The 15153-nt window shown below is 42.9% G+C and carries 14 protein-coding genes and 3 tRNA genes; 11 read left to right on the top strand and 6 right to left on the bottom strand.

The genetic code is table 11. The annotated features are described in order from the left end of the window. Nucleotides 1-96: 96 nt before the first annotated feature. The 3 genes from hpsU to AACX33_RS21015 all read right to left on the bottom strand — a co-directional run bounded on the left by hpsU (nucleotide 97) and on the right by AACX33_RS21015 (nucleotide 2563). Nucleotides 97-678, bottom strand: a complete 582-nt coding sequence (gene hpsU / locus AACX33_RS21005; RefSeq protein ID WP_194003508.1) for a hormogonium polysaccharide biosynthesis acetyltransferase HpsU — start codon at nucleotides 676-678, stop codon at nucleotides 97-99. A 96-nt stretch (nucleotides 679-774) separates the two neighbouring features. After that, nucleotides 775-1707, bottom strand: coding sequence for a glycosyltransferase family 2 protein (locus tag AACX33_RS21010; protein WP_194003510.1), 933 nt, complete (start codon nucleotides 1705-1707; stop codon nucleotides 775-777). A 58-nt stretch (nucleotides 1708-1765) separates the two neighbouring features. Beyond that, nucleotides 1766-2563, bottom strand: a complete 798-nt coding sequence (locus AACX33_RS21015; protein ID WP_194003512.1) for a hypothetical protein — start codon at nucleotides 2561-2563, stop codon at nucleotides 1766-1768. A 166-nt stretch (nucleotides 2564-2729) separates the two neighbouring features. On the opposite strand from AACX33_RS21015, the gene cobU reads away from it, so the two are divergent. The 4 genes from cobU to AACX33_RS21035 all read left to right on the top strand — a co-directional run bounded on the left by cobU (nucleotide 2730) and on the right by AACX33_RS21035 (nucleotide 6885). Next, nucleotides 2730-3284, top strand: a complete 555-nt coding sequence (gene cobU / locus AACX33_RS21020) for a bifunctional adenosylcobinamide kinase/adenosylcobinamide-phosphate guanylyltransferase (RefSeq protein ID WP_194003514.1) — start codon at nucleotides 2730-2732, stop codon at nucleotides 3282-3284. Between the two features lie 51 nt (nucleotides 3285-3335). Continuing rightward, nucleotides 3336-3767: a hypothetical protein gene (locus AACX33_RS21025; RefSeq protein ID WP_194003516.1), complete on the top strand. Its 432-nt coding sequence runs from the start codon at nucleotides 3336-3338 to the stop codon at nucleotides 3765-3767. 440 nt (nucleotides 3768-4207) lie between these two features. Next, nucleotides 4208-6304 carry a sensor histidine kinase gene (locus AACX33_RS21030; RefSeq protein ID WP_194003518.1) on the top strand — a complete coding sequence of 699 codons (2097 nt, stop codon included), beginning with the start codon at nucleotides 4208-4210 and terminating at the stop codon, nucleotides 6302-6304. A gap of 350 nt (nucleotides 6305-6654) precedes the next feature. After that, complete coding sequence (locus AACX33_RS21035; RefSeq protein ID WP_227789211.1) at nucleotides 6655-6885, top strand: hypothetical protein; 231 nt, start codon at nucleotides 6655-6657, stop codon at nucleotides 6883-6885. Between the two features lie 3 nt (nucleotides 6886-6888). Here the strand turns inward: AACX33_RS21035 and AACX33_RS21040 are convergent, their stop codons facing one another. Next, nucleotides 6889-7674: a TrmH family RNA methyltransferase gene (locus tag AACX33_RS21040; RefSeq protein ID WP_194003520.1), complete on the bottom strand. Its 786-nt coding sequence runs from the start codon at nucleotides 7672-7674 to the stop codon at nucleotides 6889-6891. A 33-nt stretch (nucleotides 7675-7707) separates the two neighbouring features. Beyond that, nucleotides 7708-7788: transfer RNA gene (locus tag AACX33_RS21045), tRNA-Leu, on the bottom strand. A 285-nt stretch (nucleotides 7789-8073) separates the two neighbouring features. Here AACX33_RS21045 and murA point away from each other — a divergent pair. From murA to AACX33_RS21075, 6 genes are all read left to right on the top strand, one after another. After that, the gene (gene murA / locus AACX33_RS21050; protein ID WP_194003542.1) at nucleotides 8074-9453 is read left to right on the top strand and encodes a UDP-N-acetylglucosamine 1-carboxyvinyltransferase; all 1380 of its coding nucleotides are present in this window, start codon (nucleotides 8074-8076) and stop codon (nucleotides 9451-9453) included. Nucleotides 9454-9720: 267 nt separating this feature from the next. After that, nucleotides 9721-10596, top strand: coding sequence for a M48 family metallopeptidase (locus tag AACX33_RS21055; RefSeq protein ID WP_194003522.1), 876 nt, complete (start codon nucleotides 9721-9723; stop codon nucleotides 10594-10596). 195 nt (nucleotides 10597-10791) lie between these two features. Continuing rightward, nucleotides 10792-10875 (top strand) — tRNA-Leu (locus tag AACX33_RS21060). Nucleotides 10876-10936: 61 nt separating this feature from the next. Next, entirely contained in the window at nucleotides 10937-11203 is a 267-nt protein-coding gene (locus AACX33_RS21065; RefSeq protein ID WP_194003524.1) for a hypothetical protein, read from the top strand. 198 nt (nucleotides 11204-11401) lie between these two features. Continuing rightward, nucleotides 11402-12280, top strand: a complete 879-nt coding sequence (locus AACX33_RS21070; protein WP_194003526.1) for a DUF4394 domain-containing protein — start codon at nucleotides 11402-11404, stop codon at nucleotides 12278-12280. A gap of 523 nt (nucleotides 12281-12803) precedes the next feature. Continuing rightward, a tRNA-Gln gene (locus AACX33_RS21075) sits at nucleotides 12804-12875 on the top strand. Nucleotides 12876-13045: 170 nt separating this feature from the next. On the opposite strand, the gene AACX33_RS21080 is transcribed toward AACX33_RS21075, so the two are convergent. Further along, nucleotides 13046-13525 carry a hypothetical protein gene (locus AACX33_RS21080; protein WP_194003528.1) on the bottom strand — a complete coding sequence of 160 codons (480 nt, stop codon included), beginning with the start codon at nucleotides 13523-13525 and terminating at the stop codon, nucleotides 13046-13048. A gap of 265 nt (nucleotides 13526-13790) precedes the next feature. Here AACX33_RS21080 and AACX33_RS21085 point away from each other — a divergent pair, with 265 nt between their 5' ends. Continuing rightward, nucleotides 13791-15107 (top strand): hypothetical protein, encoded by a 1317-nt coding sequence (locus AACX33_RS21085; RefSeq protein ID WP_194003530.1) that lies wholly within the window; start codon nucleotides 13791-13793, stop codon nucleotides 15105-15107. The last annotated feature ends 46 nt before the right edge of the window (nucleotides 15108-15153 follow it).

A 15153-nucleotide genomic window follows, 5' to 3' on the forward strand; every position in this document is an offset into this window, starting at 1 on the left:
CCCTGCCCCCTGCCCCCTGCCTTATTCCAACAATAATTATTTACGCCGACCTACTTAATCAAATCCCCTCCTAGCAATTGGGAATTAGGAACACTTCTACGTGGTTGCTGTTTCCTGATTCTTCTGTCTGGGATACTTAGGACGACAAGGATTTCCCCAACACACCTGTCCAGCCGGCATATCAGTAAAAACAGTACTACGTGCGCCAATCACGGCATTAGAACCAACTTCTACTCCTATGCCCACAAAACAATCTGCTGCCAACCAGACCCCATTGCCAATGGTAATGCTTCCTGTTTTTAACCCAAAGGCAGGATCTTCAAGATCATGGCTACCAGTACACAGATAACTTTTCTGGGAAATTACGCAATGTTTACCGATGCGAATTTGATCCAGACTGTATAAAACTACATCATCACCAATCCAACTGTAGTCGCCAATGCTAACTTTCCAAGGGTAGGTGAAACGGGCGGTAGGTCGAATTAATACATTTTTGCCAATTTTAGCGCCAAATATTCGGAGTATACTACAACGCCAACTACTGAAAGAATGAGGAGTTAGAGGAAAAGCGATCGCCTGCACAAACCACCATAAAAAAATATACCAACTAGGTCGCCCCCGATCAAACCAGGATTGATCATATTTACGTAAATCTACAAAAGATTGGTCATTAATCATTGGTCATTGGTCATTGGTCATTAGTCATTTGTCATTAGTCATTTGTCATGAAAAAAATTTTTACTAGAGAAACTAGTATTTTAGATGACATAAAATTTATGACTTCTTATTAATTGATAGTAAGCCTTGAATAGCAGCATTTAAGTAACCTATCTGCCCATAAGCATACACAAGTTTGTCAAAACGTTCTGCCGGATTGGCAAAATATTTTAATGCTTTGTATAAACCCCGCAAAAATCGCTCACTACCCCGTTGCAACTGACCAATATCGGCTTGACCAGCCAGTTGTTCTCGATAGCACTCACTAATACCTTGCCACCAGCCGCGATTTAAAAACCAGGAGCGTTTGAGGCGTTCTGGAGCGACATTGTGAGCAACTAAAGCTTCGGGAAGGTATGCCACTTGCCAACCACGCTGGAGGGCAAATTCTGTCATTTGCAATTCTTCATTGGATAATAAGTTTTTTCCGACTCGACCGAGATGAGGATCAAAACCACCGATTTCATCCAGAAAACTGCGGCGTAGGGAGTAATTCAAGCCTCTAGGGGTTAAACCTGGCTGCTGAATGTAAATCATCCGATCGCCTAAATCGTATGCTCCTAGATTGCTGGCTAACCCAGGAGATAGCCAGGGTGGCGGTTCGATGTTGGGCGGCCATAACAGAGTCACTTTCCCCCCAGCGATCGCTAGTTGAGAATGATTTTGATAGGCAGTATATAAGACTTGCAGCCAGGAAACACTAGCTACGGCATCGTCATCTAAATAAGCGAGAATTTCCGCCCTCGCAACTCTGGCTCCAGTATTACGGGCTACAGATAAACCAATGGTGGGTTCAAAGACGTACTTAACACGAGGGTCGCCCAGCCTTTGTTCTACCACTTCACGAGTGCGATCGCTAGACCCATTATCTACGACCACAACTTCAAACTCAGCAGTAAAATCCTGTGCCAACAAACTATCAATCGCAGCACCTAAGTAGGAATCTCGATTGTGAGTGCAGATGATGGCAGAGATTTGGTGATCTGGCATAGGATAGATTTTCAATTGAGTGAGTTAATTTCAGTAAAACCTCGTTTCCCGGTTCTACTCAAACCTGTTGAATGTTACTGTGTAAAACTACCAGAGTTTCTGCCAATTGACTCAGGCGGGTTTCTAAATACTGCTTGCGCCCCAAAAGTTGGCGTAATTTTTGGTGACGTGCGATCGCCATACTCACAATCGGTAACTGCTCTGATGGACAAGGACGCGACCAGACTTTACCCGCAGCATCCAAACCATGTAGACTATAGCCAGTCTGGGCGGATTGCTCAGATACCTTCCCACTGGTTGTACAAATTTCTTCTACGTAGTCCATCAATTGGTCAACTTCCCCGTGGCGAAGTGTAGCAGTTTTTCCCTGTTCTGGTTCTTTGAGATTGGACTCTAACCAGCCATTCACAATCGGGCCTTCTAAGTAAATATCTTGAATTTGCTGCAAATTTGTTTGGAGTTCTCTCTGCCAACCAGCGATATGTTCCTGAATTTCTTGCAATATATTCATTGCTAATGCCGGATTAGCTCCGTGGCGATGGCTACTGAAGCTAGGATTTTTGAACTTGGGTAGGCTGGGTGTTTTGCCGCCCATATCTTGGGCTGGAAAGGTTTGCACAGAGTTATGCTGAGGAAATAAATTCGGATCGGCAAAATACTCACTGGGGGATTCTGTACCTACTTCCTCTGTTTGTTTTACCGATGAAGCATCTGCACTGGCTGTAGATTCCGTTGCTCCCACGCTAATCCTAAAAGAAAAAGACGACTTTAAGGAATCACCCGCTTCTGTGGGGGTAGTGCTACGATTCCCTAAATCATGTAAAGTTGCTTCAATACGTTTTAAACCTGTTTTCATAAAAATATCCTGAAATGTGCAGTCCCCAATAGTGTTGAATATTTCCAAATGGGGTCGTTTGGTTGATCGCTTTTGCCAATTTTGGCATAAATAATCATAATGTTGCTCATTTTAGCTTTGATAAAGTTATTAGCAACAAATAATAGCAATTAATCAGGATATAGCTTTGAGCAAAGTCATTTTAGTCACAGGCCCGGCAAAATCTGGTAAAAGCGAATGGGCAGAAATTCTGGCAATACAGTCAGGAAAAACTGTGGTTTACGTAGCCACAGCTATTGAAAACCCAGCCGATGCCGAATGGGACAAACGTATTCAAGAACACCAAAAACGCCGTCCCTCAGATTGGTCTACACTTTTAGTACCTGTAGAATTATCAGCTACTCTAGCTGATGCCAAGCCAAATACCTGCCTTTTGGTTGATTCTTTGGGTACTTGGGTAGCTAATCTTTTAGAACAAGATCAGGATACTTGGAAAAATACCCAGGCTGAGTTATTGGAAACAGTGCAACTGGTGGCGGCTGATATGGTATTTGTCGCTGAAGAAACAGGTTGGGGCGTAATTCCAGCTTATCCCCTGGGTCGCTTGTTTCGCGATCGCTTGGGTTCTCTTATCCGCCAGTTAGGGGCAATTTGTGAACCTGTTTATTTAGTCACTGGCGGTCATGTTCTCAATCTCAGCGTTTTGGGGACACCATTACCCAGTTCTGAAAATTTAATTTAAAATTAAGTATTCCAACGGCAAAATCTCCGGTAAAAACTTTAAAATTTCGATATGGCAACCACACAAGAAGTTAAAGAGTATCTTGCCTACTGGTTTCAGTTGGGTAAGAAAGTCGTAGTTGGCAATGGTAAGGCGACCTTTCTGCCCCAACCAGTTCTGAAAGGCGATCGCTACAGTCAAGAATTTGAAGAATGTTGGCAAACAATTCTTTCCCAGACCACAGGCGACTGTTACCTAGAAGGTACTAATGAAACCATTCGCGAACTCCTAACACCCGCTTGGGAAGTGTCGGCTTGTGGCCGTTGTGAAATGCCAGTACCCATACGAAGCGTGGGGATGCCTGCCTTGTTATGTCCTTGCAATGATTTACCCGACTGGCCTAATACTGAATTACCAGCGCCACGCTCCCCCATTAGTAACCAAGAGCAACTAATACTCATTAGACAACGGCTTCAGAATCATACTTCTACAACAAATAAATAAGCTTTTTTTGTCGTTTCCTGTAGTTGATGCCATCACAAAAAAAGGCTTTTCTCCAGGACGTAAATTACCAGTAGGCATATCCGCAAATGAGTATCAAAGCCTTGTACAGCAAGGGTGAAAACCTAATTTTCGGATAAGTCTATTACATTGGACAAACCATAAAACCAGATTTAAACTAAAATTATCACTACATCTCATAGTCTTTGACTCTCTCTGGTATAAATGCACAGGAATTAAAACTATTCTTCCGAAAGAAACTAAAGGCATCTTTCTCCACAGTTAAGAGACTATAGCAGTCCTAAATCATTTATGAACCTGTTTACTTCTTCACTTGGCGACCTTGGCGACTTGGCGGTTCGATAAATTCATAAATCAAATAGGATGGCTATATTTATTGTTTATGCTTAAATTACCTTGGCAATTGCTACACATTTATTAATATGGGTAAAAACTTCACTGGGTTAAAGTGGTTTTATAACTTACCAATTCGCCACAAACAATTAATTGGTTTATTCTCCTCCGAAGTAATTTCAATTGTAGGACTCTTGGGAGTTGGAGTAGTTTTAATTATCAATGGAGGACGGACTATATTAGTTAACCAAGCTCAATCTGAGCTAGCTGTAACTGAGATTAATTATAATATCAAAATCGATCAAATGGGATTTGGATTTCGAGGACAATCTGATAACATTGCCATTATTGCTGCTGCAAGAGAACCCAAATTAGACCCAGATTTAAAGGAACAAGTCCAGCAGATTCTTGAGAATGAAACCAAAGCTAGAAATATAGAATATGCGACATTAGTAGGTAGGGACTTACGAATTATTGTCAATGCTAATAGAGATCGCAGTGGTGAAATTTTTAACCCCAATAATTTAGTTACCCAGGTATTACTTCATCCTCAACAAATCAAGTCTAGTGAAATTATCAGTTGGGAAGAATTAACTCAGGAATCACCAACACTACTTCCCAAGATAAAACCGCAGCAACTATTGATTCGCTATACAATTACACCAGTAAAAGAGCCAGAAACTCAGGAAGTTATTGGAGTTTTAGTTTCTGGAGATATTGTCAACCAAAAACTGCCCATAGTCAAAGAAACTGTTTTAACTTATGGTGGCGGTTATAGTGCAATTTATTCGCTCCCAGGGGAGGGAGATTTTAAATTAGCTACAGCTTCATTAGCTACGGATAACAACAAAAGTTCTTCTCCTATTTATCCTCATGCAGATGAAATTTTATTGGATACCCCTTTACCCGACAATTCATTACTTAAAGCTGCAATCGCAGTCCCAGGTAAAAAAGTAGCTCAACGGATAAAATTACAGAGTAAAACCTATACTATGGCTGCAAAGACAGTCTCTAACTTCTCTGGTAAACCAATCGCCATATTAGTAAGGGGTACTCCAGAGACAGATTTAAATGCTTTACTTCAGCAAAGTTTGCTTATCCAAAGCGTGATTGCTATTTTGGCTTTAGTTATAGATGTAGGATTAGTAATTCTTTTGGGGAGAGCAATCGCTTATCCAATTAAACTTTTACGAAAAACGACTCAGGCATTTTCCGCAGGTAATATCCATGAACGCGCCAAAATAATTGCAAATGATGAGATAGGAGACCTAGCCACAAGTTTTAATTTAATGGCTGACGAACTTGTAAAAAGAGAACAAACTATTCATCAGCAAATGCAACAACTCCAAGATACTTTACAAAGGTTACAAGAAAACCAAAGCCAATTGATTCAAACTGAAAAAATGTCCAGTTTAGGACAAATGGTGGCTGGAATTGCCCATGAAATAAATAATCCTATTAATTTTATTTATGGCAACATTAATTATTTAGAAAACTATATTAATAATTTATTGGAACTTTTGGCTCAATATCAGCAAGAGTATACTCAACCCCCATTATATATTCAAGAAAGCATAAAAAATATAGACCTAGATTTTTTGGTAGAAGACTTGCAAAAAATCATCAATTCCATGCACATGGGAACCAAACGAATTAGCCAAATAGTTAAATCTTTACGAAATTTTTCTAGATTAGATGAATCTGAATATAAAGAAGTAAATTTACATGAAGGAATTGAAAGCACACTGTTGATTCTCAGTCATAAGATCAAGACACAAGAAGTGTCCATTGAGCTAATTAAACAGTATGGAGATTTACCTTTATTAAAATGCTATTCCGGTCAACTTAATCAAGTATTTATGAATATTATTAGTAATGCCATTGATGCTCTTCAGGAAAAAAGTACTAAAGATTCACTATTTACTCCTACGATTACTATTTGCACTAACCAAATTGACAATGAATGGGTAGCAATTAATATTATAGATAATGGTATAGGGATTCAACAAGAAATCCACTCTAGTTTATTCGAGCCATTTTTTACCACTAAACCAATAGGTAAAGGTACAGGTTTGGGATTATCTATTAGTTATCAGATAGTTGTAGAAAAACATGGTGGTAAACTCACTTGCTATTCTGAAGTAGGAAAAGGAACAAAATTTGTGATTGAAATTCCTATTCGGTAACATTTGCAAACCCTAGCTAGGTAAGTGCTTCTGATCACGGTAACCGGGAATTACATTTGGTGGTATTTTGTTTGGTAGATAGCAGAAATTAATTAAAAAAAATAGACCGAAATCTCTCACCAGTCCTCTCAAAACGACGTTCGCTATAATCAGGGAGTTGAAACCCCGGCGGTTTATTGCGACTAAACTTGCCGTCTAGATATTTAATGTATAGAGTTGATACAGTGTTATTGGCTTTTTGCCGATAGACACAAAACTTAAAGTTATATATGATACAAAATTTGCATATGTAAAAATAGCCATCAAGATGACGCTACCAAATCAGAAGTTTTACATCAATAATTATTATTATGGAGCAAAATCAGCACCACGCCGCAGACCAAAAGTTTCAGGAATCTCTAGAGGATTTAGAGGTTATCTTGCCAAAACGTTCCATTGAAGATGAAGTGAAACCAAAACTGAATCACAGCCGTAGAGATGAAGCTGAACTCATTGAAGATTTAATAGATATTGATTTAGCAGAGTTGGAGGATGCCGTTGCTGATATTGAAGCATATCTTGACAAAAAAAACAAAAAATAGGGTTCACGAATTACAAATTTTTTGCCTTTGAGCTTCATACAACATTAAAGCAGCTGCGATCGCCACATTCAAAGACTCTACTCCTGGACTCAGGGGTATTTTCACTTGCTGATCAGCCATGCTGGCTAAATCTGGCGACAAACCAGCCCCTTCATTACCCAGTAAAATTAAACTGGGTTTTCGCCAGTCTACATCCCAATAAGTTAAATTTGCCGTGGGTAAAGTTGCAACTACCTGCATTCCGGCTTGCTGACTTTGTTCTACTGTCGCTTTCAAATCTTCACTCACTGCTGTGGCGACGCGAAACCACTGACCCGCAGAAGCACGCAAAACTTTGGGACTGTCTAAATCTACACTATCGTCACTCAGCCATAACCCCGTTGCGCCAATCGCCGCCGCCGTGCGAATTATCGTCCCTAGATTACCGGGATCTTGGATAGTTTCCAAGGCTAAAACTAAACCATTAAAGGGGACTTGATTTTGATTAATCAACCGTTGGGCTGTGGCAATTACACCATCTGGTTGGACTGTAGTGGCGATCGCAGTTAAAACTTCCTGACTAACAATTTCCACCCTTTCACTGTGGCTACAAGCCTCTTCCCAGAGTTCCGGGTGGGCTATTTGCCATTCTGGGGTACAACAAACTGTCACCAGGGGATAATTCATCACACAAGCTTCTTGTAACAGGTGTGTTCCTTCCAGTAAACACAATTGCTGCTTATGTCGCTCTTTGGTAGAGTGCAGCTTCCGGATTTGTTTGACTAAAGAGTTTTGTAGACTAGTTAACACAATTGAGGATTTTGGATTCAACCAAAATTAATATGCGGAACCCGGGACTTGAACCCGGAAGCCTTGCGGCACTAGAACCTGAATCTAGCGCGTCTGCCATTCCGCCAGTTCCGCTGGTATCGATGTTTTATCGACAGCTTCTTATCTTTACTTAAATATTTATTTTTGTCAAGTGCGAATTTAGAATGAATCTGTGTTCTTTCTTGCCTTCCCGGCTGGCTAAAATAGTTAAATTCTCATAAAGCTTGCTACAGCTTGCTTACAGCCTTTAATTAATATCTAAAGCCAAATTTCTTTATACAAGATGTCCGACAAAATGTAGACTAACCAACTCTTTACTGTAGAATCAAAACCAACTTCTAACCTATAAAATTACCTATTTTTTTTGGAGGTAGGCTTATTAATCCTTCTAGCGGCTTACCAGATGCCAAGCTTTCTCCGGAAGCAGACTCCTCAGTCTTGCAAATATGGGGTGGGCATCCTTTGCGAGGTCATGTAAAAATTAGTGGTGCTAAAAATTCAGCACTGGTAATCATGGCTGGCTCCTTGCTGTGTTCAGGCGATTGTCGTATCCGCAACGTTCCCTTATTGGCGGATGTAGAGCGGATGAGTCAGGTTTTGTCAGCTTTAGGTGTTCGCCTCACCAGACAAGGCGACATTTTAGATATCAACGCCAGCGAAATTACCACATCAAAAGCGCCCTACGAACTAGTTACCCAACTCCGGGCCAGTTTTTTTGCCATAGGGGCAATATTAGCCCGGCTAGGAACGGCACAAATGCCATTACCAGGTGGTTGCGCCATTGGAGCCAGACCAGTTGATTTGCACGTCCGAGGACTGCAAGCAATGGGCGCTGAAGTGCAGATTGAACATGGCATTTGTAATGCTTATGTTCCAGGTAGTGGTGGCAGATTACAAGGAGCCAAAATCTACCTAGATAGTCCCAGTGTGGGAGCAACGGAGACTTTAATGATGGCCGCCACCCTTGCAGATGGCGAAACCATTCTCGAAAATGCTGCACGGGAGCCGGAAGTCGTTGATCTGGCGAATTTCTGTAACGCGATGGGAGCCAAGATTCAGGGTGCAGGCAGCAGTCAGATTACAATCGTGGGTGTACCAAAGTTGCACTCTCTTGACTACAGCATTATTCCTGATCGCATTGAGGCGGGAACCTTCTTAGTGGCTGGAGCCATCACTCGTTCAGAAATTAGTCTGTCGCCAGTGTTACCAAACCACTTAATCCCAGTCATTGCCAAACTGCGGGAAATGGGTTTAACAATCATTGAGGATGCACCAGACTGCTTACGTATCCTACCAGCAGAAACTCTGAGAGCTAGGGATATTGAAACCTTACCTCATCCTGGTTTTCCTACGGATATGCAAGCTCCATTTATGGCCTTGCTGACTGTGGCAGACGGTGACAGCCTGATTAATGAATCTGTCTTTGAAAATCGTCTGCGTCATGCCTCCGAGTTGAATCGCTTGGGAGCCGAGATTCGCGTCAAAGGCAATGCTGCCTTCGTCCGGGGTGTGCCGATGTTATCGGGCGCACCAGTAATAGGTACAGATTTACGGGCATCGGCAGCATTAGTTTTAGCAGGACTGGCAGCTGAAGGACAAACGATATTTCAGGGATTACACCATCTCGATCGCGGCTATGATCGGATTGATCTGAAATTACAGCAACTAGGAGCGAAAATTCTCCGCGTGGGCGATGTGCCAGCAGATACAGAATTAACTTCTAGTAGCAGTATTCCCCCAGCTTCTATTTCGACTTAGATCAGGGAGTAGGAAGAGGCAGAGGGGCAGGGGGCAGGGGAGAAGAGGCAGGGGAGCAGGGAGCAGGGGGCAGGGGAGAAGACCAGAGGAAAGGTTGTTAAGCAACCGGGAGTGTCAAGTAATTTCCAACTCACCCCTGCTCTCCGCTCCCCCGCTCCCCTGCTTATTTCCCCCGATTCTTCTTACTTCTGAGAAATCAGTCAGGAAGCACTCGTTATACTAAATATGGGAGGCTGTTGATATTTTGTTTTTCCAGCTTGCTATATCATGTCCTTGTTTAAAACTCCGCTCATCGGTTTAAAAGCCGACTCCTTTCGTCATCCATTAGACCTACAAGCCACCACATCTCTGAAGCAGATCCCAGGTCTGGATATGATGGTGCGAAACTTGCTCGGTCCAATGGCAGAACAGGTTTTTTATGTAGAAAATATTGCCGCCAGTGTGCTGGTGGGTGAAAAGCAACTACCTGATTTATACAAATTATTGTTAGAAGCCTGCAAAATTCTGGATATAGAGCCTCCCCAGTTATACATCCGCCAACATCCGGCTCCTAATGCCTATACCTTTGCTATGCGGGGTAAGCAACCTTTTATTGTGCTGCATACCTCCTTGGTTGATATGCTCACACCAGCGGAAATACAGGCAGTAATTGCCCATGAGTTAGGGCATCTTAAATGTGACCACAGCGTTTATTTAACGCCTGTAAATATATTGGTGTTAGCAGCCTCAATTGTACCCAATGTTGGCACATTTGTCGCCCAAGCCATACAGTCACAACTATTGGAATGGGTACGCTGTGCTGAGTTTACCTGCGATCGCGCCGCATTGCTAGCAACCCAAGACCCCAAAGTCGTGATGTCGGTATTAATGAAGTTAGCGGGTGGTTCACCTATCCTCGCCCCGCAACTGAACTTAGATGCCTTTGTTGCCCAAGCTCGTGCTTACGACGATATTAGTAAAACCGAACTGGGTGAAATGGTCAAAGAAGCTCGCACAGCTCAATTAACTCATCCAGTCCCAGTGCTACGAGCTAGAGAAATTGACCGTTGGTCTAGCAGCACCGAATATCAATCTTTATTGCAAGGTAATGGGGTGAAGCCTACAAATGAAATTACATCCCAAGGTAGGTGGCGCAATTGGTAGTCTGCATGACGGCTGCACAACCAACGCACCCCCATAGATGAGACTTAGATTATGCGTTTAGCTTCGTCATATTCCAAGAGCTAAACGCACCCTATTTCCCACTCCCCACAGATAAAGTCAGATAGCTAAACAAAAATTTTTTATTTACTTGTTGCAAAGTCAAAAAATAGGCTATAGTAATAAAGTTGCACCCAAGGGCGGGTGGCGAAATTGGTAGACGCACCACACTCAAAATGTGGCGGCCTTGCGGTCATAGGAGTTCGATTCTCCTCCTGCCCACTTTAACGATGTATGTTGAATTTGACATATATCTTACTCGCGTTCTGAGAAAACTAAAACCATGCAAATTAAAAGATGGGAATCTCCCCGTAGAGAAGGGAGAAACGATAAAGGCAGAGGCGGTTCAGCCAGAAAGCGCCAACTCAAAAAACAAAGGCAAATGTTACGCCAACGCCTAAAAGATGCTAACAAGCCAAACAACAACAAAAATTACGGACTGGGGGAAGAAAAAAATCTTCCCCCTTTTTTGTATCCGGTATACACACAAGTTGAACTAGAGCGAGTTTCCAGCCACAAAAAGCTCTGGGTAGTCGGAGATGAGTTTTAGTCCTCGCAAGGGGACTATGTAAGTGGAAAGGTGAGGTAATACCCGGTTCTCAACACAATCTCCGGTTTCCATTCCCTTGTTAGTGTAATATTTATTTCAAGCGAAATTTACAGTTGTGTAAATATATTTACGCTAACTGCACATTAGGCTAAATTTGGCTCATCACCTCAGTAAAACTTCCCATTAAAGGCTTTTTAAATGAAACTAACTAACTTAGGTACAGTTATCACTGCACTGGTAGTAGCAACGATATTTGATCTAGTCAGCGTCGCCAAACAGGCGGCGGCTGTTAGTCTGGTAGGATTAACTGAAGACAACAGTCTAGTTCTTTTTGATTCCAACAATCCCACTATTACTAGCACTGTCTCAGTCACTGGGGTCGATGGTTCTTTGTTGGGCATTGACCGTCGCCCAGCTAACAATCTGATCTATGGCCTCACGAATACCAACAATCTATACAGCATTAACCTTAACACTGGTGCTGCTTCTTTTGTAAGTACCCTCTCGGTACCCTTCAACGGCGGGACTATTTCTGGAGTAGACTTCAACCCAGTTCCTGATCGTCTACGGGTCGTTGGTGACAATGACCAAAATTACCGCATCAATGTAGAGACTGGTGCAGTTATTCTTGATGGGACATTGAACCCAGGAGATCCCAACATCACTGCTGCGGCATACACTAATGCTGACAATGACCCGGCAACTGGAACCACGTTGTACACCGTTGACTATATCAGCGATGCATTGTTCATCCAAAACCCTCCAAATAATGGCACTCAGGTACTAGTAGGTTCGCTAGGTTTCGACATTAGCTCGGCCGCAGGGTTTGACATCTTCACAGCAAATGGGGTGAATACTGCCTTTTTTGCAGCTACTCCCACCTCCGCATCTGGTTCCAATCTATATACCATCAACTTGGACACAGGTGCAGCTACCTTAGTAAACAGTATCAGTAGCGATCAGCGTCTTATTGGACTCACATCTGTTGTTGTGCCTGAGCCTAGCGTTGGTCTTGGGACTCTACTCGGTGTTGGTGTTTTTGGTCTATTAGGTCGTCGCCGCAAGTTGGTCAGATAGTCTTTTGATCTCTCTATAGGTTATGCCGGAAGCTTTTAGTGGCTTTTTGGCAGCAAACCGAGAAGGTACTTAGCATAGCTAGTAGCGATCGCCTCCGACGGGCAGCGCCATCGCTTTATCTCTATCTTTTGTATTTGTAGCTTGTTCATATTGCTGCTTTGCGTCTGATAGAGTTTTTTTTTGCATCATTCAATATTTCGGGAGCATCGACCCAATGAAGCGTTAAGGAATGCTCTTCCTGAAGGCTACGGTGTACACACAAGTCTTATCAAGTTACCTAACAGCGTTTCGATCCCCCCTAGCCCCCCTTGAAAAGGGGGGAAAATTTCTTAAAGTCCCCCTTTTTAAGGGGGATTTAGGGGGATCAAATCACTTGTGTGTACACTGTAGCTTCCTGAAGGAGAGAGGAGGTAAGTCAAAAAAAGCAGATGCAAATTAGCATTTAGATTATTCTCCTAAATTTATGCTCAAGGTACTTGACATTACACGGGGAGAAGATGCTATAGTTATTCAAGTCAATCGATGGGGCGTAGCCAAGTGGTACGGCAGCGGGTTTTGGTCCCGCCATCCCTAGGTTCGAATCCTAGCGCCCCAGCATTTTAAGGAGTAGATTAATCTGCTCCTTCTTTTTTTGGATATCAAGCGCCTACCCGCTTGGGCGGATCTGTGAATGTATAATATCCTTTCTAGGGAAACGCTGAGGCGATCGCCTTGAGGCAAAAGATGATCAATTCACAGTTGAATAACTCGGTGCAACATAGGTAACTATTCGTCAGGAGATTTTAAAGCTTGATCCAAAACTTCGCGTGCGTGTTCGGCTTTAGCTCGTGCTTCCTGGTAGCGCAAATTAGCCTGGGCAAAGTTTTTCAGGACTTTAAAACCTTCCTTCAGACGAGCAATTTCCTCTTCAGTTACGGAATTATCTAAAAACAGGACATCCACAGCCTTACGAATTTCTAGTGCCTCAGCGCGTGATTCCTGCACCTTCAGCTTGAGTGTGGCTAGGTTATTCAAAATCTGGACAGCTTGTGTAATGCTGTCCTCGCCACTAGCCGAATCATTAGCAGGTTCCTTGACCTCAATTAATTGTTGAGGACCAAATCCCTCTTCCAATTCCGTGGTCAGCTTACCAGCGTCCATCAATTCCATCAGCTGATCCATAGCTTTTTCACGGGCTTTAGCTGAGTCTTTTCCAGAAACAGTGAGGATAATTTCTGGGCTTTGAGCGAGAGTATACTGAACCATATTTAGAACTGAAAAATTGCTGATTAACCAAGCCAAGCTCAATAATCATAACATGAGGGAAGTGGCACTAAAAGCTACAGTCATTGGTCATTGGTCATTAGTCATTGGTCATTGGGAAGTTACCGTCTTCTCTCCCCTGCTCCCTGCTCCCTGCTCCCCTGCTCCCTGCTCCCTGCTCCCCTGCCTCTTCTCCCCCACTCCCCAGCTAAAATAAAACTTTATACTTAAGAAAGATTAAACTAAATTTTAACAGGAGGGAAGAGTAGTGACTCCCAATCCCACCATCATGCAAGCTGTTGAAAAACTGGGCTACCGAGTTACTGTTGGTGATGTGTCAAGTCAGGCTGGCTTGAATCTCGCCGAGGCTGGGCAAGGGTTATTGGCTCTGGCTTCTGATGCTGGCGGACATTTACAAGTAGCGGAAACAGGTGATATTGTTTACCAATTTCCGCGAAATTTCCGCGATGTTTTACGTAATAAATACTTTCAGATCCGGCTGCGGGAATGGTGGAAAAAGGTCTGGGAAGTTCTTTTTTACCTGATTCGGATTTCTTTTGCTATTTTCTTAATTGCTTCTATTGTCCTGATAACTATTACCATCTTTATCATTGTTACTGCCTCCAACTCAGACCGCGACGGCGACAGTAGGGGTAGCAGTTCTAGGGGTGGGGGGTTATTCTTTTTCCCTTTCCCGGATTTATTTTGGTATTTTAGCCCCAATTATCGCGATCGCCAACAAGAACGGCAGTACCAAAGACACCAACAAAGAAGCCAAGAAAGCAATTTGAATTTCTTTGAGGCTGTATTTTCGTTTTTGTTTGGTGATGGTAATCCGAATGCCAATTTAGAAGAACGCCGATGGCAAGAAATTGGGGCTGTGATTCGGAATAATCAGGGTGCGGTAGTCGCAGAACAAATTGCTCCTTATCTGGATAATCTTGGTGCAAGTTATACACAAGACTATGAAGATTATATGCTGCCGGTGCTGATTCGATTTAATGGGCAACCAGAGGTAAGTCCGGAAGGGCAGATTGTCTATTATTTCCCAGAGTTGCAAGTGAAAGCAACTAAGACTCGTCATCAGTCAGTTCCAACGCACCTGGAAGAATATCCTTGGCGTTTTAGTGCGGCGGGTTCAGGACAGATTATGCTGTCGGCTGGTTTGGGTGTACTCAACTTTGTGGCGGCTTTAATCTTAGGAGGTTTGATAGCGGATGGTACAGCAGCTGCCCAATTAGGCGGATTAGTCGCTTTTGTCAAAGGTATTTATTGGCTGTTGTTGGGTTACGGCGCAGGTTTCTTGGGTGTACCGTTAGTGCGTTATTTTTGGATTCAATGGCGCAATAAAAAAATTGCTGCACGCAATCGCGATCGCCTGTCCCGATCTAGACTATTAACAAACCAAGATGATGCTTTACAGCGAAAAATTGACTACGCACAGCAGTTTGCCACAGAAAAGGTGATCGGTAGTGAAGATTTAGTATATTCCAGCGAAACCGACTTAATCGATCAAGAAATTGAGCGTTCTGCACAAATTGACGCTGAATGGCAAAGGCGATTGGAAGAGGGAAGTGGGGAGTAGAGGGGAAGAGGCAGGGGAGCAGGGAGCAGGGAGCAGGGGGGAAGAG

This window comes from Nodularia sp. LEGE 04288 (genome assembly GCF_963896525.1).
Classification (GTDB): Bacteria; Cyanobacteriota; Cyanobacteriia; order Cyanobacteriales; family Nostocaceae; genus Nodularia.

Coding starts and splice junctions, on each gene's coding strand:
- hpsU (WP_194003508.1), bottom strand. CDS start 678: ATGATTAATGACCAATCTTTTGTAGATTTACGTAAATATGATCAATCC.
- AACX33_RS21010 (WP_194003510.1), bottom strand. CDS start 1,707: ATGCCAGATCACCAAATCTCTGCCATCATCTGCACTCACAATCGAGAT.
- AACX33_RS21015 (WP_194003512.1), bottom strand. CDS start 2,563: ATGAAAACAGGTTTAAAACGTATTGAAGCAACTTTACATGATTTAGGG.
- AACX33_RS21025 (WP_194003516.1), top strand. CDS start 3,336: ATGGCAACCACACAAGAAGTTAAAGAGTATCTTGCCTACTGGTTTCAG.
- AACX33_RS21030 (WP_194003518.1), top strand. CDS start 4,208: ATGGGTAAAAACTTCACTGGGTTAAAGTGGTTTTATAACTTACCAATT.
- AACX33_RS21035 (WP_227789211.1), top strand. CDS start 6,655: ATGGAGCAAAATCAGCACCACGCCGCAGACCAAAAGTTTCAGGAATCT.
- AACX33_RS21055 (WP_194003522.1), top strand. CDS start 9,721: ATGTCCTTGTTTAAAACTCCGCTCATCGGTTTAAAAGCCGACTCCTTT.
- AACX33_RS21065 (WP_194003524.1), top strand. CDS start 10,937: ATGCAAATTAAAAGATGGGAATCTCCCCGTAGAGAAGGGAGAAACGAT.
- AACX33_RS21070 (WP_194003526.1), top strand. CDS start 11,402: ATGAAACTAACTAACTTAGGTACAGTTATCACTGCACTGGTAGTAGCA.
- AACX33_RS21080 (WP_194003528.1), bottom strand. CDS start 13,525: ATGGTTCAGTATACTCTCGCTCAAAGCCCAGAAATTATCCTCACTGTT.